Origin of the sequence: Pseudoalteromonas sp. SG45-5, from assembly GCF_014164085.1 — a bacterium.
GTDB lineage: Bacteria > Pseudomonadota > Gammaproteobacteria > Enterobacterales > Alteromonadaceae > Pseudoalteromonas > Pseudoalteromonas aliena.
Window position 1 is genome coordinate 1 of the sequence record NZ_JACJEM010000054.1, and the last position, 23286, is coordinate 23286.

Sequence of the window (23286 nt, forward strand, 5' to 3'; positions counted from 1 at the left end):
ACTCATATCGCGACACAAAGATAGTGTAGCATTTGCTATGTGGCTCTCCACCGCTGTGGGCACTACGACATCACCAGGCTTCAAATTAAAGAAACCCGTTACAGCAATGTGACGGGTTTTTTGCTGTTTAGAATTTAATAAATATCCAAGAGGCTATACTGGACTCAGTAGTGAAACAAAACAGCTCGAAGGCGAGCCCGCCCCGACGTAAAGATAGTATCCCATTAGCACTGTGGCTCTCCACCGCTATGGGCACTACGACACTCTACTGCGTAGGGCACCGACTTCAAATTCTAGAGAGCCCGGATCTAACGATTCGGGCTTTTTTACGTCTGCAGAAAAGTAAAGTTGGATGAATAATATCAATCTCCATAAGTATTGAAAAACTTATCATCCTATAACGTCATTCTCCCATCGTTAAATTGACCCCATATCGAAGTAATATTGGTATTAACATTTCGAAAAATTATCTGTGTTTGCTCACGCTTTAAAATATTATGTCCTACACTAGGCTAAGTTATCTTTTATAAGGATATTTTATGATATTGTCTATTGGATCTATTTGGGGTACGTTTCGTAATATTGGGTTAACTAAAAAGCTTATTTTTTCTTTTTTATTTGTTGGGTTAATTCCCTTAATGCTTGTTATTGGCCTTGCTCTTTTTAGTTCATCAACTGCGTTAAATAAGCAAACTTATGCTCAGCTAGAGGCTGTAAGTGAAATAAAAAAAAGTGCTATTGAGCGTTATTTTGATGATATAGAGTCCCAGTTACTGTTTTTATCTCAAAGCCCTGAGGTTTTGGTTGCAGCAAATAAATTTATTGAAACATTTAAGGAGTCAGAATCTTCATTTGCCCTAAATGAATCTGAAAAACAGCACCTTGCTGATTTTTATTTGAATAGCTTTAATCCGAAGTACGTTATTGAGAACGAGCAAAAAAAACCACCTACAACGATATTTCCACAACTTTCACAAAAAGCGCTCTTTTGGCAGTATCAATATATAGCCGATAACCCTCATCCTCTTGGTGAAAAAGCGAGCTTAAATCAATCTTCAATGACTAATAGCTATAATTTAGTGCATCTTAAGTTTCATCCTTTTTTATATAATTTTGCAGAAAAGTTCGATTTTTACGATGTGTTTATTGTAGATAATATGTCAGGTAATGTGGTTTATTCGGTCTACAAAGAAGCTGATTTTGCTACATCTTTAACTAACGGCCCATTTTCTAAGAGTAATTTAGCTAAAGTATTTAACCAAGCTAAAGATATTGCTGAAACTGAAGTTGTTTTTTCGGATTACCAGCAATATCTTCCTTCCTATGATGCACCCGCGAGCTTTATTGCTACACCTATTTACACCCAAGGAATTCATACAAGCACCTTGATTTTTCAATTATCTATCGATGCTCTAAATGAAATTATGACTGAACGTGCTGGTTTAGGTGTAAGCGGTGAGACTTATTTAGTTGGGCCTGATTTTTTAATGCGGTCTGACTCTTATCTTGACTCTAAAAATCGTTCTGTTATTAATTCATTTCGTTATCCTGCAGCTGGTGCTGTAAAAACAATTGCAACAAAAGAGGCCTTACAGGGTAAAGCTGGGCAGCAGGTGATCACAGATTACAATGGATCGCTGGTATTATCGTCTTATAAACCTATTTCTATCTTAGGGGTTCAATGGTCCTTACTTGCTGAAATAGATAAGCAAGAAGCTTTTGGTGCCGTATCTCACCTAACAATGTTACTCGTTATTACGCTGATACTTTGTATTGCTGCAATTTTGACTATTGCGGTTTTGTTTTCTCGGACTTTAATTCAACCAGTGCAATTACTAGTTGATACTATGCGCCATGTTGAGCAGCAAGGTGACTTTTCAGTACGCTCCCCAGTGCTTTCCAAAGATGAAATAGGCTCTACAGCAAGCGCTTTTAATAGTTTGTTAGAGGCGTTACAAAGCTCTATTTCGCAAACGAATACTGTAATGAACAAAATGGCTGCAGGAGAGTTTAATCATAGGATAACAGTGGTATGCAAAGGTGAACTTGAATCATTAAAGCAAGCTACTAATAACTGCGCGAGTTCATTAGAACAAGCGATGACAGAATTAAACCATGTTATTGATGATATGAGCCAAGGTAACTTTAGCAGTCAAATAGCAACGCCGATGCAGGGGGAGCTGGCGACCCTTAAATCGAACATAAATGCCTCATTACAATCATTAAATGGCACCATTGGTGAGATAGTTGAAGTAATGGGGCATATAGAAGAAGGTGATTTTAAACAGCAAGTAACCGTAGCCGCAAAAGGAACACTGGGACAATTAAAAGAGAGTGTGAATAATTCGGTACAAGGTTTGTCAGGAGCAATTACCAGTATAAGCGAGATAATGAGCTCGTTACATGATGGTGATTTTTCTAAGCGTATTGAGCAGCCTATGCAAGGACAATTAGGGCTTCTTAAAAATGATATCAATGCTAGCGTTGATAATTTAGCTCTGATAATAAAAGACATTAGTAATGTAATGGCGGCAGTAAGCCAAGGTGATTTTAAAAAACAGGTTGATTGTAGTGCAAATGGTCAGTTGTTTGCGTTAAAACAAAATATTAATGATTCTATTATGAGTTTAGATAGTGCTGTGGGTGATATATCAAATGCGATGCTAGCGATCAGCCAAGGATGCTTTGATAAAAATATTGATACCATAATGAACGGTCAATTAGATTCATTAAAATATGATATTAACAGTTCAATAAACAATCTGAGTGTTGTTATTTCAGAGCTTGCACGGGTAATGGCTGCTATGCGTAATGGTGACTTTAGTCAGCAATTAGAAACGCCAATGCAAGGGCAGTTGGCCCAATTACAACGTGACGTAAACAGCTCTTTAACTATTACTGGTGATGCAATCAGCGAAGTGACGGGAGTACTAAGTGCGTTAGCGCAAGGAAATTTAGATAAGCAAGTTCAATCTGATTATAAAGGCGTTTTTGCTATTTTAAAAGAAGACGTTAATCAGACTATAGAAAAATTAACCAGTGTTATTATGAGCATTCAAAATAGTGCAAATCAAGTTTCGCAAAGTGCATCTGAAATAGCTTCAAGCAACGTTGAAATCAGCCAACGAACGGAAGAGCAAGCTGCAAACTTAGAGCAAGCCAGTGCTAATAGTAAGAATATGCTCGATGAGATTATACAAATTGCGAGCCAGTCCTCTGAAGCAGTTAAATTAGCAGGTAAAGCACAAACTTCGGCGGCTGAAGGTGGTGAGCTGTCAATACAAACCGTAAGCGCGATTGTTGAAGTAAACAACTCAAGTAAAGACATTAATGAGATTGTTTCAGTTATTGATGAAATTGCCTTTCAAACAAATTTATTAGCCCTTAATGCTGCAGTAGAAGCTGCGCGTGCAGGTGAACATGGTCGCGGTTTCGCTGTGGTCGCAAATGAAGTAAGGCAGCTTGCTGGACGCAGTGCAGAATCCGCTAAACAAATTAAAAGGATAATTGGAGACAGCAATCAAAAAATAAATCAAGGAACAACTTTAGCTAATACATCGGGCGAAAAATTAAAACAAATAGTTAGTGCAGTGGAAGCTGTAAATTATATGATTATGTCAATTAATGACTCTACGAGTACTCAGCAACAGGCTATTAAGGAGGTAGATACTGTTGTGCAACGCTTAACAACTTTAATTCAAGAAAGCTCAGCTATTACTGAAGAGACAATGGCTGCAGCAAAACAAATGGCTGATCAGGCAAATGATATGCGTAAATTATTACAATATTTTTCGCTTTAAATATTCAGCATGTTAATTTTAACTGAGGGTTTAAAGACAAAAAATGTCTTTGTATTATAAATTTGCAGGTGTTTTTAGGTATATTTTGGCTCTGAGCACCGCTTCGGTTACTATCGTTACAAATTAAATACTGACTGCTACTTATGAACACGTTAAGCGCTAAACAAAATATTCAAGCAATTGTTAAAGCTATTAAAACGGAAGAAGCACTGCTTCGTCAAAAGCATCCATTACTAGCTCATCAAAATACGTTAGGGCTAATTATTTTACTCTTGTCACTGAGTGCATTAATAGGTGTTGGCGTTTTATATTATCTAACCATCATACCGGCTTGGATGTGCATCATACTTGCTGCAATTGCAGCGTCTATCTCTCATGAGCTTGAACACGACCTCATACATAAACAATACTTTAGTAATCAACCACTCATGCATAATTTTATGATGCTAACAGTATGGTTAATGCGGCCAAATACTATTAGTCCTTGGTACAGACGTAAAATGCATTTACACCATCATAAAACATCAGGCACGCAGCAAGATTTAGAAGAACGCTTAGTTGGCAATGGCATTAAAAACCCGTTTTTACGTGCTTTAGTTATTACTGATGGATTGCTAGGGTTGGTTATTTCTCAAAAACGCTTTAAAAAAGAAATTGATGGCTTTAGTTTTATGAGTGTTTTTAATGCAGGATTCCCAATAGCGACAGCGTACTTTATTATTTTATATAGTGTAATAGTGTTCCATATTGTTAATTTATTTATGCCACTTTCAATAAATTCAGCTAGTTGGTTATTAAGTACTATAAACGTGTTTGAATTTTTAATGGTCGTGCTTATTGTACCTAATATCATTCGTTCTAGTTCACTTAACTTTGTTACTTCAAGTATGCATTACTATGGCGGCGTTAATAATATGCTAGAGCAAACACATGTATTAACGAGCCGTTTATTTATGCCGTTTCATTTATTTTGTTTTAACTTTGGCCACACACATACTATTCATCATTTTGTGCCAAATCAGCCGTTTTATCTACGCCAAATGCTCAGTAAAAAAGCGCTTAAAGTAATGAAACAACACAACGTGCGTTTTAATGATTTTGAAAGTATTAAAAATGCAAACTTATACAATCATTAATTAACCAGAGTTTCATTTAGAAAAATGTACTAAATGCCGCAAACAAGCTCTGTTTTTAAATGTACCTACCTCTATACCTAAAGAATGGAACCGCTACCGTCAGTTATTTCTAAGTACTTAACAAACTTAGGGACGTTAGTGAATAGAGTATAGATCTTGCTAGTTTGACGCTGCTGTAATGCTATTACAGTAGTGAGCGGTATCGCAGTCTTACTTGGTTATTGTTTTTAAGTGAAAGCACGCCCTAGGGGCTGTTGACCTTTCAGGGTTAAAATTTGTTCAATCTAGGGGCGATTTAATCGCGGCGTGAGGTTTGTAACCTAGTGGGCTAAGTCAAAACCGAGCAACAAAGAGTTAATCGTCCCTAGAAAGAATCCAAAGGGCAGCGCATGTTTGGCATTTATACTGCGTTATCGCCTATTTATGCTGAATAAATAATGTTTTTAATACAGCACAGTTTAGGGGAGAGTATTATGTATTACTTAAAACAATAATAAAAAAGCGTTTATCCTACCAATCCGCAATGATACTTAACCTGAACTCTGGTTAAGAGATTTACTAACGTATTGAATCATGGTGATATTTAAATTTATTTTTTCTAGCCAGAGATTTTCAGTGAAAACAAGGCGAATTTACGCGTCAATAGCGGGCCTATTGCAAATAAATTCAACGCAGTTAGCGCTGAAAATAGCTGCTCAAGATAGATTTATTATCCAGAGTTCAGGTTACTGAATCAATTTGAGGATTAACCCGACGCTAACTGCGTTAAAATTTCTGATATAGAACAAAAACAACGAAATATAGTCTTGTTATCGACAAAGTTTTCTTACCTCAAAATAAACCTCTTAATTAAGTGAATTGGTATTAAAGAGATATTATTGTCAGATTTATTCATAGCAGTATTTACAAATGTGGGTGTTATTTTAGTTTTAATCCTAAAAGTACCAAAGGTTTTTATAAGCTTAATTTGGTCTTTGACTTTATTAGGTTTTTTTATTTTTTACTTTATTTAAAAGTGTTGAGGCTGGTATAAGTTGATATTTACATCATGGCGAGATGAAAAGTCAATGCTTTAAACTTTGTGTTCCGATCTTGTGTAATAAGCTGTAATAGGCCTTTGTATTAATAGCTGTTAACTTAAATCTTACTGAAAAATATAAATACAGTAAATTTTATTTTAATAGTTAATATAAGGAAAATCACGATGTGTACAGATTTCTCAATTAAAGCCGTAAATTCTAACTTTCAAAAAAGTATTCCAGTGATAGGCCGCTCAATGGAGTTGGGGCCAGATTTAAAATCAGAACTATTTTTTAGGCCTAAAAAGTATATATATAAGCAAATTACCTTAACATCGAGTCAGTCAGATTTACAGGATGACTCTGCACAATTCGTTCTTCGCGACGATATTGATGTTATTAATAAACACCTTCTTGCTTGGGCTGGTGATTATGGCTTTGTTGCTATGAATGGGTTTGAGCTTGCTATAGCTAAAACGTTAGGTGTAGAAGAGACATTTGCGAATATCGTCACTAACGGATTAAACACAGAAGGCTTAACTACCGGATCTATGGTATTAGCGCAAAGTGAGTACCAGTATCCAATATCAAAAACTTGTAACAATCAAGATATTATTTACTACCCTAGCCTTCCTGCGTGGATATTATCAAGTTGTAGCACTTGCCAAGATGTTATTAATGGATTGGACTATGACAAATTGGTGTTAAACAAAGGTGGATCTGATTTAAAAGAATGCGACTCAGATAAAAAAGATAAAATTTTAGTTGTTAGTCCTTTTTCTAAAGCTCCAAATGCAATGAAGTTTCATTTTCCTGTGCATGATGCTGAAGGGAATAGCATTGTTTTAGAATATGCTCAAGGGAAGCTAACCATAACAGACCTTAATCCAATCGGTGTTCTTACTAATGATCCTTTAATTGCTTGGCAACAAGAAAATGTTCGTTATAACTATGTAAATGTAATGCCATTTAATTTTCAGAATGAACAAGGAGAGCCAACGACACCGAGTGTAAGTGCATATGAAAGTGCAGCCTCTAATTTTCAGTGTAATTCCTATGCGCAAGGAACTGGATTTTCAGGTGTTCCTGGAAGTTCAACACCCGTGGATCGTTTTGTGAGAGCGGCAATGATGACTAATTTTTCATTTCCAGTTACACAATTCACGTCCCAATATGAAATAGATGAAGCGAATGATTTTAAGTCTAATGTAGCCAAAGATGCTGAATTAATGAAAGAAGTGCCCTCAATAAACAACAATATTAAAGTAGGAAAAGAAGATGCGACTACGCTGGCTTTTCATATATTAAATACGGTCGATATTCCATTGGGAACAAGTCGAGATTCACAAGGCGAAAACGTCCATGATTTCACACAGTGGGTTACTGTATCTGATTTAAAAAATAAAATATTTTCAGTTAGAATGTACCAATCACCACAAGTGTTTAGGATTAATTTGATGGAGTTAGAGCTTGAAGGTTTAAAAAATTACACTCATAAGTTAGACACAAATATTAAATCTATGGATATAACAACCCAAATAAATAAAAACTCTTAATCTTATATGTGAAAAATAAGTGCTAGATAGGTTTCATTTTAAAATTAATAATAGCTTTTTTTGAATTCCTATTTAGCACGAACTCTGGCTGAGGATTTACTAAATTTTTGAATTGTAATGATATTTAAATTTTTTTAGCTAGGTATATTCAGTGAAACAATAGAGTGGGTCTAGGGCGTGTTGATCTTTGTGGATTGAAATTTGTTTAATCCAAGGGCTATTTAATTGCGGCGCGAGATTTGTAATCGAGTGGGCTTGGTAACGGCTCCTGCGTTACTCTAGTGGCTTACTATCCCTGTAAGAATAAGTAAAATCCGAGCAAAGCTTCGGCGTCCTGCTCACGCCCCTTACCTACATCCGTTAAGACAACAAAGAGTTAGTCGTTTCTGAAATAACCTAAAGGGTACGCATGTTTGGCATTTATGCTGTAGAAAAGCGGCCAGCGACAGCCGCTCTTAAGTTATTGCCTAAGTCACTTGATTTATAGTTGCTGCCGTTTAGCCCAAAATGATACATCGCTCCAGCGCTGCTCTTTGTTGTAAAACTGCAGCTTTAAATTTAAGTATTGCTCAAATTGGCGAGCTAGATCTTGCTGATATGTTTGACTGTTTGTATTAAAGCTATTAGTGCTAGTTGAGTTGCCTATGATGGTTGCCACCTGGCAACCTGAGGTCATAGCAAAACCAAGGCCCATTGATGAAATAGGATCAAAAGCACAGGCAGCATCACCAACAGGTAAGTAGTTTTTTATATGCGTAAAATGGTTAAAGTGTGTTCCCGCAGGTCTGATCCATAGGTTATCATCAATAAAGTATAAACCTTCTATTCTTCTAGACATATACTCACTCTTTTCGAGGTGGTTTTGCCATTGTTGTTTTCGGTTTAATTTCATCTTTGAAATTAACTCGAAGTCACTAAAATAGGTAACAACAAGAATGCGATCGGATAGGGCTGCACTATACCACCAGCCAAACTCGTCACTTTCGATAAGCTGAATTTGCTCAAGTAATGTGGTGTCTATTTTATAAAAAGCTCCAACTCCAGTTAGTCGGTCGTATTGCGTAACAGATGCACCTAAAGATTTACTCAGCGACGAATTTCGTCCAGAAGCATCCACTAGGTATTTACAAACTATTTCAAACTTGCCCCGTTCAGGATGACTAACTTCAACAAGGTAACGGTCATCTTGTAATTGCGTCACTATTTTGCTTTTAGTTCTTGGAAATACAATGCCGCCACGGCTTAGTACATTTTCAAGCAGTGTTAAATCAAATATCTCTCGATTAACTTGAAAAGTTGCTCGATCTGGCGCAAAAATAGCGTGCCGATTGGCAGACTTATCACTGCCCCAAAATGCACTATTGCCTTGTGTGGGAGTAAAACAATTAGAAGCAAAGCTAGATTTTGGGACTTGCAAATAATCCAATACCGAAAAAATGCTTGCGGAGACGCTTTCACCAATTCGAAGTCGTTGTAGATCAGACCCTTCTATTAATGTTACTGATAAGTCTGTGTGATTGAGCAAGTTTAATGCGGTGCAGGCCCCACTGGGGCCTGCACCAACAACCAGCACATCACATTCGTGTGCATTAATCATCTTAATTACCGTCTTGTACGAGTACCACTGCGTGGTACGGATCTACCTGCTGGTTTCGCCGTAATGGGTTTAGACATTTTCTCTTCTAGTCCTTTAAGCAATGCTTTTGCTTTAGAGCAGCCAGATGAGAGATGGCTTTTAACATCTTCTGGAATGTAAAAAACAGGGATATCTGTTCCATTATCTTGTAGATTTCCGGTAATATCAGATACGGGGACGTCTTTATAAGCGAATAATTGGTGGTTACGCTCAGTCTCAGTAAAGAACGGGAAATTAGGTTCTTGAGCGTTTTGATTACGAATAAAGCCAAGTGCAGACCAATTTTCCACCATTTGCACAAAACTATTAATACCCCGTGCATAGTTCACTTGTTGGCCTGCTGGTAAATGGGTAGCTGATTGATCATCTAACTGATTTGTTAGTACATCCCATGGGCTTTGTGGTGGCCACCAGTAACTGTAATAACTAGGTGCGAGGGGCACCATATGCGGGTTTTCTTCTGTCCCTTCATTGACTTTATTAATTGTTGGCTCAGTGAAGTTAACATTTTGAACCGTACAATTGAAAAAGTCAGCCTGCCATGGACAGGCCATGCGTTTGGTTAAATCACCAGGTTGGCACCCACCACCTTCACATTCATCACGATCAGGGGTTAAGCCGCTTGGGAAACCATTGCCCATACTTTGATCTTTAATAACATAAGGTGCCGCGTAAACTACCGGATTTTGTAAACTCCAAGTGACTTCAATACCTGGACACATTGGCAAACCAACACAATTACCAGCACTGCCTTGGTCAGCTTGAAATACACCAAAACTATCTAGTGCTGATGTGGTTGAGGGTGGTTTTTCATTTGAGAAATTCCCACTGGCCCATTGGCTTAATAAGAAATATTGAGTCTGAGTTAAGGTTAGAAACTTATCGACAATATTATCTTCGGCATTACTGACAGAGTTACTGCCTGAATTCATCGGCATTAATGGCAGATGGCCTTCAGCTCCATGTTCAAACAGCTGTTGATTGGTTTGTTCAAAAGGTGGTGTTTGTTGTACTGTAGCTAGATCGACCGGCCTTCTGAAATATTTAAAGTATGCTTGCCTATTATCTTTGTTCTCTTGTGAGTTATCTTTAAAGTCAAAAATATTTGACACGAATGCCGACATTGATTGAACGTTAGAAACCCACTGGTAGCGGCTAATACGCTGAACTATTGGTTCAATATCACGATAATAGCTAGCTTGATAAGACGGTTGAAATTCTCCGTTGCTATACATCTCTGAACATAGGTTTTGCTCTCGAATTGCAACGTCAAACATAGTGTCACTCAAATTAGAAATGTTTACAATTTCTGGTGCAAAATCGGGCGATCCTATAATTATCCATGCTGATAGTTTTAATTCTTTACCGTCGTTAAAGGTGATGGTGCAATAGACCGTGCCATCGGCCGTATCATCATGCCAAGTATCAGCACCACCGTATGACTCTAGTGGTTCATTACCGCCTGCACTACCGTAGCCACCAATTACAATTAAACGGCCTTCATTATCAGTTAATATATCACCCAAAGATTTAATTTCAGTCCCTTGGCAGGGTGGTGGAGGAAAGCTGACGGGGTAGTTATTGGGGGCACCTGTTTTATCAAAGGTTGCTTTGGCGTTTGCGCCGAATATTGTTCTTGGTCCTGGATCAATAATTAAGCTGTGGCGATTGGTCTCAGCTGCATTACGCAAAGGCGTGCCGCGACTATCGTAGCTATTATCATCTCCTAACAGTAGATTACCTTGTAATTCATTGAATTCGTACCAAGCCGCTTTTTTATTCGCAATGTGTACAGTCCATGTGATCGCTTTTACATTATCATTTGTTAAAGTGAGCTCGTTATTGTCTTCGTCAATAATTTTAAACGGCTGCCCTTGTCTTCGGATCTGTCCTTTGGAATCCTTAAAGTTGCTTACTGGGCTATCGATTTTATTGCCCCATTCATCGGCTTCAAAGGGTAAACCACCTATTTTATCCGGTGCTAAATAAAATTGGCCTTCGCTATTGCCAAGTCTAGCCACACCAACAGAAGGGTGAAGTGAATAGTTCATATTTATATCCTTTAGATACATTAACTACTGTATATAACAAAGCACCTGTTAAAAATAATTTTAACAAAGCTCACTAATTGGGCTGAAAAAGTATCAGCAGAGTAAATAAATGTAGCAGCAAAGTAGGAATAAACATATTTCACTTTATTACACGACATAGCTTCGCTTTGATTTTTCCAAGTTTAAGCACGGGCCTTTGTAATGCTCTAAACTGCCGTATTATGGGATTGAGGTTAGCGCAGCTTTATTGTAAATGTCGCTTACGAAAGCTATCTTTTTAAGTGGTGAGTTAAGCGAGTTTATGCGCTTTTTTATAAAGCTTATTAAGATTTAAAATAGGTTGCTTGATTAGTCATCTTTGCGAGCCTTATATCGCTATGTTTATTGGGGTGAAGCAGGCTATAGATAAGTCTTATGAAAGTTTAAGCTGTTTGGATAAAAATAAGGTTGTTACATCAGCTATTTTAATAAGTGACTCTTTATCTGTATGGGTCCATGATACTTTTGAGCCAACACTTTCGCAGCAAACAACACCTAATGGCCTTTTGTCGATAAAGAAAATATAATCAAGTAAGGAACACACATTACAGGGTTCAAAGTATACTTTAGTGAAATCTTTTGTTATTTCATTATTTTTTGCATCAGAAGCATCAAGTACTTGGTTGCTTAAAATATAGTTAAAGTACGCAGGAAAGTGCTGAGCCTTTAAAACCATGTCCAGAATTACCTCATCATTTTCATCAAGGCACATTAAACAATTTATTGCCGTATAGTCGTTATTAAATAGCCAAAGACTGACTCTATTAGCATTTGGGATGAGTCTTTTTAATTCTCTACAGGTTTGGTTTAGCTTTAATTGACTAGAAATATTAGGATCACTTATTTTAACTGCTAAATTTTTGAGAGTGGTTTTTTTTTGGTTATATACATTGAGAAGGCTATTGAGCTTTTCTTTATCAAATGGTTTCATTAAATAACCATCCATACCAATGTTTAGATAATGCTCAATATCTTGCTTCATTGTATTGGCGGTCATCGCGATAATAGGAATTACTGTGTTTGTTTGCTTAGATCTGATTAATTTAGTCGCTTCTACTCCATCCATTTCAGGCATTTGAATATCCATGAAAATTAAATCAACAGAATTAGCGAAAAAATAGTCAACACACTCTTTACCATTTTCGGTGATCACTATATTAGCATTGTGAGCTTGTAGCATTTTACTGACTATAATTTGATTTACTTTATCATCGTTTCTTCCTGTGTTTATATATCTAATATAGGAGTTATTACATAAGAATAGCAACTTTGTTACTTAAATTAGGCTAAAAGTTATAGGTATTAAATTACTCACTTTATACTTTTATATTCACTTATTTTTGCTTCTTTTCTCATTAATTTTTTCTTAAATTAATTGTGCGTAATTTAGTTATAGAACGTAGTAAGAAATGTTTATTAATGGGTATCGTATTGTTCGAGGAAGAGTTCAAAAATATATCTACAGATAAGTTTATTAATACGTTGGACAGTCATTATTATTTGCAGCAGTAGGATTTAAATAGGTTAGGGGATATTAGCTTTTTATTACTTACGCGGTTTTTACATGTTTGAAGGGCTGAAATGAAGTTAATTTACGTTGATGATAACTTGCCGGGAATAACCCGAAAGCGAGATGATAAAAGCTGGATTTATTATGATCCAGCAGGTAAAAAAATAACGATAAAACAAGAAATCACTAGGTTAAATACCTTGGCATTTCCACCTGCTTATAAAGATGTATGGCTTTGCCCTGAGGAAAATGGGCATATTCTAGCAACAGGGTACGACACAAAAGGAAGAAAACAGTACCTATACCATCCCGAGTTTAGGGAGCAACAAGAGCTTAAAAAGTTTGAAGCATGTGCATTATTTGGCAATAAGCTTACGCTATTAAGAGCAAAGCTGGCGGAGTGCCTACAGGGGAATGAACTCGATTACGAACGTACTTTAGCCGCTGTTATTAGATTAATGGATCTAGGGGCCCTGCGTATTGGTTCGAAAAAAAATGCCAACAAGAATAATAGCTTTGGTGCAACAACATTGCGTAATCGACATGTAAAGCTAACGGGAAAAAGAATTCGCTTAAAGTATAAAGCGAAGTCAGGAAAGGTAAGGGAGGTAAATATAACCGACAAAATATTAAGTTCTATTATCGAAGATCTACAAGATTTACCTGGACAGATCTTATTTCAGTATGTTGATGGCTCCCAACACACGGATGTGACATCACGAGAGGTAAATAATTTTATTCAGCGTGTTATGGGGGATCAATTTAGTGCAAAGCACTTTAGAACTTGGCGAGCCAGTGTATTAGCGTTTGAGACGCTGTACAAAGCAAATGGTAAGGTTGCTCTTAAAGAGCTGCTAGATGTTGTTTCGAGTAATTTAGGAAATACCCCAGCAATTGCGCGTAATTCATATATTCATCCAAACCTCATTGAGTTATGTAAAGAAGATAATGAAGCTCAGCAGCAGTTTAGAGAAAGCTTAAAATTACCGCGTAAAACAAAGTACTTGAGCCGCTATGAACGAGGCTTTTTAGCTTTTCTTAAATAAATATTTTAATTTTTAAAAACATTGTAAAGCTGTAATAGTCATTAAGGCTAGTTACAGCTTATAAAGCAGCATGTCTTAAATTACTCTTTCATTGAACGCCATGCAAATGTGGAGGCTGCAATAACAATTGCAATAGCTGCACCTAGATAAAGGGTTTCTATTGTACCGCCAAATTCAACAGCGTGTTCTAAGAATAGTATTACTAATACAACAGAAGTGACTTGTACTAAGGTTATTTTTAAGTCATGGAAATCTTTAATATTAAAAGCTGCTAAAAACTTACTTTCGTGAGAATTAGATGGCGTTATAAACAATCGATATAAGCTAATAGCAATCACCTGCAAGGTAATCCCAATTAGCAGTAAATCAAGAATTTTAAGCAATTCTACAATCAGCGCTTTACCTCCTTTTGCTGAATCAGGCAGATTTAATAGCGTTGCCTTTACTGTGTAAAACACAATATTAATACACGAAACATAAACTAATAAAGAGGATACTGCGGCAGTTATAACGGCTATTACGACTAAAAAACGACTTGTTTGAAATATATTTTCCATTTTACTCAAATTTATAAGGTTATATCGACTACGAGTAGCATAGTTTAAATTAGATTTTCTTTATAGAGTTTTAATTTTAGATTTTAATAAGTAACCTGAACTCTGGATAATAAATCTATCTCGAGCAGCTATTTTCAGCGCTAACTGCGTTGAATTTACTTGCAATAGATACGCTATTGACGCGTAAATTCGCCTTGTTTTCACTAAAAATCTCTGGCTAGAGAAAATAAATTTAAATATCACCATGATTCAACACGTTAATAAATCTCTTAACCAGAGTTCAGGTTAAGTACGTTTATTATTCGGTAATTTCATGAGTTGAGAGTCAAGTGAATTTTTTACAAAGCTGTAGCAATATTTACTTATAAAAATTTTACAGCTCTATATTTTTTATTTTAAAACTTTGTTTTATAGTGCTTTTATTTTTGGTTTGTAATTTGCTGATATTCCTATGTAATCAATTAAATTAATAAAGGAGTTATTATGAGTACTGTTATTACTGGGTTATTTGAAAATGCATCTCAAGCAACATTAGCTATTTATAGATTAGAAGCATTAGGAGTAAATGAAGCGGATATTAGTATTGTAGCTAACAACTCGTATGCTAAGGACGATTTTGCAGTAGATGAAGGTACTAAAGCTGCTGAAGGTGGTTTGATTGGCGCTGCATCAGGTGGTGTTTTGGCTGCAATAATTGGTGGTTTTACTGCTGTTGGCTCTGTAGCTACAGGCGGTGCAGGATTGTTAGTAGCAGGACCATTAGTTGCCGCATTTGCAGCCGGTGGCGCAGGAGCTGCTATTGGTGGTACATTCGGTGCCGCAATTGGTGCTCTTATCCCTGAACATGAAATTAAATTTTATGAGGATGCAATCGAAAAAGGCTCTGTATTAATTGGTGTCAAATACAACAGCGACAACAAAAATAGTATTGAAGAAGTGCTTAAAAGCGCAGGTGCTAGCAATGTCTCTAAAGCGTAATTTATAGCCTTATAAACACTTGCTAAACCTTATATATTACTAAGTAAATTGCTTTTAGCTTTACGCAGTACATACCTTTAAAATAAAGTGGGTACTGAATTTTAATTACCTCAGCGAGGTTACTACAAGCCCGCTGAGGTACTTCGTTTTAGTTAACCAATACTTTTTGCATATAGTTTTGCTTTGGTAAGGAGCATGCTTTTATTAAAGCTACTTAATAGCAATCTGCGTAAGCTTTTGAACAATTTAAGGAATTAAACTACTCCATAACGTCGTTAAAGTTTTATTTAGAACAGTTAGATATAAAAATTCATTCTCGTTATAGTGCCTTTATAACTACAAATAAATTTTCTGAATTATAGTTGTTATTTTTATAAAAAGGCCAAATCACTTAATGATTTGACCTAAAAATTGCATTATTCAGCTATTTAAGTTTTACAAGTATTACTGTTTTTTCTCACTTGGTGCTGGCTGACCGTATTTAGGCGAGCGTGGACCATACAATAAACCATTATACGTGTCGGACGAAAGTAAGCGTGTTGAAGTCATCGCTGCAATTTCAAACCCTTTATCAGTTACTGTTTCTGCAATTTGATTAATGGCAGCTACAACAAGCATACCAATAAGGCCGCCACCGCCATTATTTTGTTGCTCAGCAGAAGACGCTCTTGCTTTGCCTTGCCATAATTGATCACCTGTACGTAAATCGACGAGTGAAGCTGAAACAGTTACTGCCGTTTCGCTAGAAATGACAACGTAGTTGGTACCGTATTCTTCAATAGTGATATAAAGTGCAGAATCTGCACCAAAAATCTCATGTAATTTTTCTACGGGAACTTGATGTACATCACTTGCAACGGTAAGGCCATTTCCTTTGAAGGTTTGTTCAACTAAAGCGACAGGAAAAACATAAAAACCTGACTCAGCAATAGGCGCTACCATTTGCGTCATTACACTATAGGGTGCAATTACCTCAGGAGTATTATTAAGCGGTGGCAAAATAATTATTGAATGAGGATCTGCTTGCTTAAACGCAGTGTAGTCATGTGCTGGTGGAAGCGAAACACAGCCAGCTAGTAGTACCGCTAATACAGCTGTGATACAAGATTTTAAGTTAAACATATTAAGCACCTTGCGCTGATTTTAGAAGAAAGTCGATGTACTGAACTGATTCTGGAAAAAGTGACTTTTCAGTTTCAAAATGAGTTGTACCTTGTGAAGAGTTGCCTGTTTCAAAGTACAGCATACCTAAATGAGCATGTAGACCAGGTGCAACAGCTTTATTTCTGTTGGTCGCGTCTGCAATAGTTTGCTCAAGCATGCTAATCTGTTCTTCAACGGTTATCGTATCGGCTTTTAAAAATGCATACACTGCTGTATTGTATCCGCCATAGTAATAGATGGGCTCTTTTGTTGCGTTACAACCTGTAAGTGCCGCAAATATGACTGCAAGGGGAAATAACCTTTTCATTATTTATTGCCCCACTGACCAGACTCAATGCCAGTAACAAGTTTATTGACTACTTGGCGAATAGCTAAATCAAGTACTTTTCCGTTTAATGTTGCATCGTATGAGGCTGTGCTGCCAAAGCCGATTACTTCACGCTCAGATAAACTGTATTCACCAGCGCCTTGCACCGAATAAATGACTTCTGATGTAGTCACGTCAACAATGTTTAATGTAACTTTAGCATAAGCGATTTGTGATTTTCCTTTGCCAAGTAGGCCAAATAGTTGACGGTCGCCAATAGCTTTGCGACCAAACTCGGTTACGTCACCAGTAACCACAAATTTTGCGCCGCTAATAACTTGCTTTGCTCCCGTTAGCTTTGCTTCTTCTGCAAGTGCGGCCATGTTATCGCGATCAAGAACACTAAAACGATTTGTCTGTTGCAGGTGGCTCATCAATGTTGTTTTTGCTTGGCTGCCTAGACGGTCTTGCCCAGATGAAAATATACCGTTTTGAAAGCTTGAGCGATTAACAAATTGGCCAACAACCAACTTACTCTTTGTTCCTGTGTAGGTGGTGTTATAGCTAGCAACCGTAGGTGTTTCTACGACTTTTGATGATGTAGTGGCACAGCCCGCTAAAGTAGAAGCGGCAGCGGCGGCAATTAAAATTGTTTTTATGTGCTTTTGATTTATATACATAAGTTATTTATGTCCATTTAGATTGTTGAAGAAGTAATTTTTTGAAGAAACGCCTAGTTTGTATATTTTAATACGTTAGTTACTAATTTATAACGTAGATTCAAATTTACTTTATATACAAAAGTTAAGATAAATACAATTTTATATATACTTTATAGGGACATAATAGAGAACAGTATTCGCTCAACTAGTGCTAAAAAAATCAATTAGCTAGCTTTAAAGAGGGTGCAAGTGTTCAATAAACGCCTTAATTGTTGCTCAATTATTGAAGGGTTCTTTATGATTAAATTTTATTTCCACAATTTCCCTAATCCAATCAAGGTTGCACTTTTTTAGAAGAGGGTGGTCTGGCGTTTAAACTTGTCCCTCTTGATATTTTAAAAGGTGAACAGCATACACAAGAGCTTAAAGCGATTAACCCAAACGCTAAAGACCTGCTATTGTTGATAGGGAAAATCGTGTGTTCGATTAGGATGCGATTTTAATGTACCTTTCTGAAAACTATGCAAAGCTAAAATGTAAGGCGGAAGGGCGCATTGAAATACTGTCATAGTTAATGTTTACGCATAAGGTTTAGGTCAATATTCTGGTCGTTATTTTCGTCTGATTCGAACAAACTAACTTCTTGTGTATGCAGGTTTACGCTATTTCTTTTTAGGGCGATATATAAGTCTGAATGAATATAGATGCCTGCTGTTCCCGATGTCATTCCTGCAATTTCAAACCATGAAAGTAACTGACGTTTCCTGCCTGCAAGTTCAAGCCTTATATCGCGCTTTTTAAATATAACGTCTAGGTCGGCAAGCATGGCCATTACACTTAAATCTAAGTGAGTAAAGCAGGGCACGGCATCAATTATTACACACTGAATGTCGTCTTTTTGTCTTGCGTATTGCTCTAGTAACCTGCGTTTAAAGTAGCTGGCATTAAAATAAGTTAAGGGCGAATTAAAGCGATAGATAAATACGCCTTGTACCGATTTTGCTTTATCTGTGGCGTCTAAGCTTCTTACTACGCCGTTAATATCTACGCCGAGTATGTTGTCGGTTGGGCGCATTACGGTGCGAATAAACTGAAATAACCCCAATAATACAGCGAGTGTGATCCCTGGTATCACGCCAATAAATAACACGGCAAGCAATGTAGCTGAGGCGAGATAAAATGCTTGCTTGTCTTTGCGTTTTAGTTGCCAAACGGCCTTTAAATCGAGTAAGTGAACTGAAGCAATAATGAGCACAACGCCCAGTGCAGCACTGGGAATAAACTCAAGTGGGGCTGTTAAAAATATCGCTATTATAGCAATAATAGCGGCTGCGATTATTGATACTAACTGCGTTTTACCACCTGTTGCATCGTTAACTGCTGTACGTGAATCGGCACCACTTACAGCAAATCCTTGCGAAAGAGCTGAGGCTATATTGGCAATGCCTAACGCTCTAAATTCTTTATCTGCGTCTATGTCGTAGCCGTTTTTAGATGCAAAGCTGCGCGCAGTTAGCATCATACTTACAAAACTAACGATAGCTAAGTTAAGTGCGGGTACAACTAATTCACGAATAATTCCTAAATCGAATGCTGGCGTGTTAAAAACCGGTAGCCCGCCTGTAACTGTACCAATGGTTTTTATATCAAGCTGTTTTAAATTAAAAACCCACACGAGTAGTGCGCCAAAAGCGATAGCGAACATAGAAGAAGGCCATGTTGGTTTTAGTCGCTTCATGGCAAAATAAACGCCGAAGGTGAAAAGTGCCATTAATAATGTTGGAACATGTGTTTGCGATAAATAAGTTGGCACACCACCTAGGCGCTCAAGTAAGTAGCGTTCATCAAACGTAAAGCCAAATACTTTTGAGAATTGACCAACAATAATAGTGATGGCCACACCGTTTAATAAGCCCATTAAGATAGGTTTAGATAAAAAGTCTGCCAGTACGCCGAGCTTAAATTTACTGGCTATAAAACACCAAAAACCGGTCATAGCGGTCATGGTTACTACAAGTTGCCAATGTTTAAAGCTGTCGCCTGCAGCAAGTGGTGTCACTACGGCCGCTATAACGGCACAGGTTGCAGCATCAGGGCCTACTATTAATTGTTTTGAGGTGCCAAAAAGGGCATAGAGCATCATAGGTAAAATGCAAGAATATAATCCGACTGCAGCGTTAACACCGGTTAGTTGTGCGTAAGCAATTGCAACAGGTAAAGCGACTGCAGCTACCGATAACGCGGCTCTTACATCATCAGCAAACCATTGACGTTCGTAGTTAAGTAATGTGTTTAAACCGGGCATGAAATTATATAAACGTGACAGCACTTAAGTTTTTCCTACTAATGGTCATAAGGTTTTGATAGTAAATTTAATATTAAAAGAAGTATAGTTAGAAAAAAGAAAAACTTACGTAATATAAATTCGCTTTTTGGCATTTAAAAGTGGGCGTGGTTCAAGAAAGTCGTCGTGAATCAAAATCACATCGATTGTTGAGTAACAATTACTTTGTGAATAGGTTACTTTATAGCAGAAAAAGCCCAATATATTAGATATTGGGCTTAGAGTTTATTGTTTATAGAGATTAATTTGCTTTGGAGTGTATAGATTAGCCATTTAGCTCACCGGCTGATGACTCTAGGTGCGCACGTATAAACCATTGAAACTGCTCTAATTCAGCAAGTTGGCTGGTGATCATGTCTTCTGAAACAGGATCTAACTCAGAAAGCGTCTCAATGGCTTTTCTGTGATCGGCGTTAATGCCATTATAGACTTCATTGAGTGCACCTAAATGTTCTGTCACTAAGCCTTTACCCATTGAGTATTCATTCCATGTGCGACGATCGACAATTGATTTTGGGGTGCCTATTGGTACGCCGCCAAGTGTTGCAATGCGCTCTGCTATGGTATCAGTCATTTCGCGCACAACATCCACCTGAGGGTCTAGCATTTCGTGTACGCCAATAAAGTTAGGACCAACTACATTCCAGTGAATATGCTTTAAAGTAAGTTGTAAATCTATTAATGCGACCATGCGGTTATCGAGAGTCGCTATTGTTTTTTCAGCTGATTCATTACTCATACCCGGTGCGGTAAATTTAGCTATTTTGCTTGATTCGTTATTGTTACTCATAATTCCTCCTGCTTAAATATTTAATATTACTATGTGTATTCGCTACATAATAAATATCACTAGTCTTAGTAAAGCAAAGACTACGCCGAAACATCAAAACTTTAAAAGTGCTTTAAGTTCAAGTTATTATGTTTTTTTTCAGGAGTTTGGTTGGTATGAATGGCTTTTATTTTTGAAAAGTCTGCATACATTTGTAAAACTTGCAGACTTTATTTTGATTACGCTTTAGGTGTATTTTAAATTTGAGTTATATATTCATGTGCTTTTAAAACATCGAGTGAGATTATTTCTAATGCTTTTTTATTTGTTGCTTCAAGCACCACAGGCGGTGCAACATTAGCAGCAATAGCATGGAGCCATCGCACCGCACATAGACACCATTTATCACCCGCTTTTAAGCCATCAAAATCGTAAAGAGGGTTAGGGCTAACCAAATCATTACCTTGCGATTTAGAGAACTGCAAAAATTCGTCGGTCATAATTGCGCATACACTGTGATTGCCAAAATCTGAATCAGGTACATAGCAAAAGCCTTCGCGCGTGTAACCGCCATTTCCGCAACATAACTTTAAACGAGTACCGAGTACATTAAATTGATTCGCCATAAGGACGCCTTAGTTTGTTGTATTTTTATAAATTTAATCCGTATATTCTTCGGGCTTAGCGCCTAATTATTTGATACGCAGTGCCATACAGTCGCTATGACCGTTGATGATCATACTTTTATCAACGCGCACGCCACCGCCTGAGTATTTACCTGCAGCTGTGAAGCTACATATTTGTACAAAGTAGTCATCAACTTTAGGCAGTGCAAATAGCTGTTGATATATTTGATCTTGCGATGCAAAGTGCCCAACCGTTTTTTCTATAATTTGCTGCTGTTCGTCAACAAGCTGAATATTAGCACCGCATCGGCCAACAATAGGTTTAACTACGTAACCGGATTGTAGTAGCTCTTCGTTAAGTTCAAACGCGGTATTTAGTAAATACTTATGATTTGGAAATAGACTCCACAGTATTGGCAAAATTGCTTTATTACTGGGTATCAATGTCCACAGTGGTTCAAACACCATAACATTTTTACGCAGTAATACATCGGCTAAACGCGGAGTTTCACCCGCTTGAAGTTGTGGTTCAAAATCATCAGCTAATGACTGGTCGGCCTCGCACTCCTCACGAATTTGATCAAGTGCGGTTTCCCACGACCACGTTTTCCACACATAACTCAATTGTGCACCATCGGCATCTACTATGTTACCTGATTCATTCCAGCGAAGTGTGCTTAAGCCAATTACTAATTTACATTCAAAGCCAGCGGCTTCAATGGCTTCTTTCATAAATAATGCGTGGTAATGCTCTTCTGGCTCGTCGTCTTGTAGGATATGAACAAGGCCTTTTACCTCACTTTTACGCCATGCTTTTACTAAGTCTTTAAATAAACTTTGACCTGCATCTACACCGGTTTTAACACCAAAATGTTTTCCCCATTTGCCCTGGATTTTACCACTTTCCATATAGCATGATGCCGAATCACAATTGTATTCGTAAACTTTTAAACCCGCAGTGGTCAAAGCAAAGTCAAATCGACTGGTAATTAACTGATTTAAGCGGTTATCCCACGATTGGCGAATTTTACTAAGCACTACATCGGGTAAATTAAACTTTTCTAATAGTTCAGGGTGCTGCAATACATAATCAGTAGCGTGCATAAACAAGCCGTGGAGTTCATTTGTTGCATGCTCTATGATTTGTTGCGCCGTTTGTGATATTGCAAAGTAATTATGTTGATCCTCATCTACCGAGGTTAATTTATGACCTTGCATCATGTCTACATAAGCAGCTTCATCGTCATTCGCAATATTTAACCATGACTTGTTTGCTTGCCCTGTATCGGCTGCTTTATGGGCTTCTATTGTAAATAAATCTTTGTTTAGCTCAGATGTTGGTTCAGCGTATTCTGTTTTATCCGTTTGTGTCATCCAACCTAAAATAGTGGCATCGCTGTACGAGCATTCAATCCAGTAGTCGCCATCTTTGGTTACTTTTGCTTTTAGCTCGCGGCACCAGCTTTGATCTTTTGGCCATATTTGATGCCCTACATTTTGCTCAGCAAGACGTATTTTATCTTCATGAACTTCAACAACGACTGCCACATGGCCTGTTTCTTCAAACTCACCGCCTTCTTCCCAAATCAGTAAACTACCTACTTGAGGATGATTTTTAGCACCATTTTTAAATGCGTTTAGCGGTAGCCTATTTTGGCTACTTACATCGCGCACAGAACGAAGCTCAAAAATATCATATGCCATGGCTATATCGTCAAAAATATAACCGTGATTGAGATACATCCAGCGGCGTGCAAACTCAACACATTGCCATTTATAGCCCATGTAAATACCATCAAGATAACTGCGATAGGCACTACGATTAGGGTAAGTGCTTTCATCAGCGGTATCGTAATCAGATGAGTAAACAGCCACGTTACCGGGCGCATAACCGAGTAAAGTGCCAAAAACGCTAGCAGGGGCAAAAGTTTTCATAGATAAATGGGTTCAAAATAAGGGAGTGATAATTTGCTGACTATAGGAGCGAAGCTAGTTTTTAGCAAGATATAAAATATGCATTATTATTTGCAAGTTTATAAATTTTCGGAATGGTCAAATTAGGCGTTTTAACTAGCATCGGCTCTAA

Annotated in this window: 15 protein-coding genes and 1 pseudogene; 5 read left to right on the forward strand and 11 right to left on the reverse strand. The window is 37.3% G+C overall.

The genetic code is table 11. The annotated features are described in order from the left end of the window. Positions 1–539: 539 nt before the first annotated feature. The 3 genes from H5119_RS20350 (at position 540) to H5119_RS16070 (ending at position 7511) form a co-directional block, all read left to right on the forward strand. Positions 540–3800 carry a methyl-accepting chemotaxis protein gene (locus H5119_RS20350; RefSeq protein ID WP_220492892.1) on the forward strand — a complete coding sequence of 1087 codons (3261 nt, stop codon included), beginning with the start codon at positions 540–542 and terminating at the stop codon, positions 3798–3800. 143 nt (positions 3801–3943) lie between these two features. Then, a complete protein-coding gene (locus H5119_RS16065) occupies positions 3944–4936 on the forward strand; it encodes a fatty acid desaturase (protein ID WP_182702944.1) in 993 nt (330 codons plus the stop codon). Positions 4937–6140: 1204 nt separating this feature from the next. Next, the gene (locus tag H5119_RS16070; RefSeq protein ID WP_182702945.1) at positions 6141–7511 is read left to right on the forward strand and encodes a linear amide C-N hydrolase; all 1371 of its coding nucleotides are present in this window, start codon (positions 6141–6143) and stop codon (positions 7509–7511) included. A 481-nt stretch (positions 7512–7992) separates the two neighbouring features. Here the strand turns inward: H5119_RS16070 and lodB are convergent, their stop codons facing one another. The 3 genes and pseudogenes from lodB to H5119_RS16085 form a co-directional block, all read right to left on the reverse strand. After that, positions 7993–9108, reverse strand: coding sequence for a lysine-epsilon-oxidase maturase LodB (lodB, locus tag H5119_RS16075; protein WP_182702946.1), 1116 nt, complete (start codon positions 9106–9108; stop codon positions 7993–7995). Positions 9109–9113: 5 nt separating this feature from the next. Beyond that, entirely contained in the window at positions 9114–11198 is a 2085-nt protein-coding gene (gene lodA / locus H5119_RS16080; protein ID WP_182702947.1) for a CTQ-dependent lysine 6-oxidase LodA, read from the reverse strand. A gap of 412 nt (positions 11199–11610) precedes the next feature. Next, a pseudogene (locus H5119_RS16085) lies at positions 11611–12450 on the reverse strand (response regulator); the annotation flags it as partial. Between the two features lie 368 nt (positions 12451–12818). Between H5119_RS16085 and H5119_RS16090 the strand changes: the two are divergent. Further along, positions 12819–13793: a DNA topoisomerase IB gene (locus tag H5119_RS16090; RefSeq protein WP_182702949.1), complete on the forward strand. Its 975-nt coding sequence runs from the start codon at positions 12819–12821 to the stop codon at positions 13791–13793. 80 nt (positions 13794–13873) lie between these two features. Here H5119_RS16090 and H5119_RS16095 read toward each other — a convergent pair whose 3' ends face one another. Beyond that, positions 13874–14350 carry a YqhA family protein gene (locus tag H5119_RS16095; RefSeq protein ID WP_077535876.1) on the reverse strand — a complete coding sequence of 159 codons (477 nt, stop codon included), beginning with the start codon at positions 14348–14350 and terminating at the stop codon, positions 13874–13876. A 483-nt stretch (positions 14351–14833) separates the two neighbouring features. On the opposite strand from H5119_RS16095, the gene H5119_RS16100 reads away from it, so the two are divergent. After that, positions 14834–15328, forward strand: a complete 495-nt coding sequence (locus tag H5119_RS16100; RefSeq protein ID WP_182702950.1) for a hypothetical protein — start codon at positions 14834–14836, stop codon at positions 15326–15328. 444 nt (positions 15329–15772) lie between these two features. Here H5119_RS16100 and H5119_RS16105 read toward each other — a convergent pair whose 3' ends face one another. From H5119_RS16105 to gss, 7 genes are all read right to left on the reverse strand, one after another. Beyond that, positions 15773–16450 carry a DUF799 domain-containing protein gene (locus H5119_RS16105; protein ID WP_138586517.1) on the reverse strand — a complete coding sequence of 226 codons (678 nt, stop codon included), beginning with the start codon at positions 16448–16450 and terminating at the stop codon, positions 15773–15775. Between the two features lies 1 nt (position 16451). Continuing rightward, a complete protein-coding gene (locus H5119_RS16110) occupies positions 16452–16799 on the reverse strand; it encodes a DUF4810 domain-containing protein (protein WP_182702951.1) in 348 nt (115 codons plus the stop codon). Then, positions 16799–17479 carry a CsgG/HfaB family protein gene (locus H5119_RS16115; protein WP_138586515.1) on the reverse strand — a complete coding sequence of 227 codons (681 nt, stop codon included), beginning with the start codon at positions 17477–17479 and terminating at the stop codon, positions 16799–16801. Before H5119_RS16115 ends, H5119_RS16110 begins: the two co-directional genes overlap by 1 nt. Before the next feature lie 553 nt (positions 17480–18032). Continuing rightward, positions 18033–19790: a SulP family inorganic anion transporter gene (locus H5119_RS16120; RefSeq protein ID WP_182702952.1), complete on the reverse strand. Its 1758-nt coding sequence runs from the start codon at positions 19788–19790 to the stop codon at positions 18033–18035. A 280-nt stretch (positions 19791–20070) separates the two neighbouring features. Beyond that, complete coding sequence (gene dps, locus H5119_RS16125) at positions 20071–20595, reverse strand: DNA starvation/stationary phase protection protein Dps (RefSeq protein WP_182702953.1); 525 nt, start codon at positions 20593–20595, stop codon at positions 20071–20073. Between the two features lie 236 nt (positions 20596–20831). After that, positions 20832–21200, reverse strand: a complete 369-nt coding sequence (locus tag H5119_RS16130; protein ID WP_182702954.1) for a DUF2237 family protein — start codon at positions 21198–21200, stop codon at positions 20832–20834. 66 nt (positions 21201–21266) lie between these two features. Further along, positions 21267–23135 (reverse strand): bifunctional glutathionylspermidine amidase/synthase, encoded by a 1869-nt coding sequence (gss, locus tag H5119_RS16135; protein ID WP_182702955.1) that lies wholly within the window; start codon positions 23133–23135, stop codon positions 21267–21269. Positions 23136–23286: the final 151 nt, after the last annotated feature.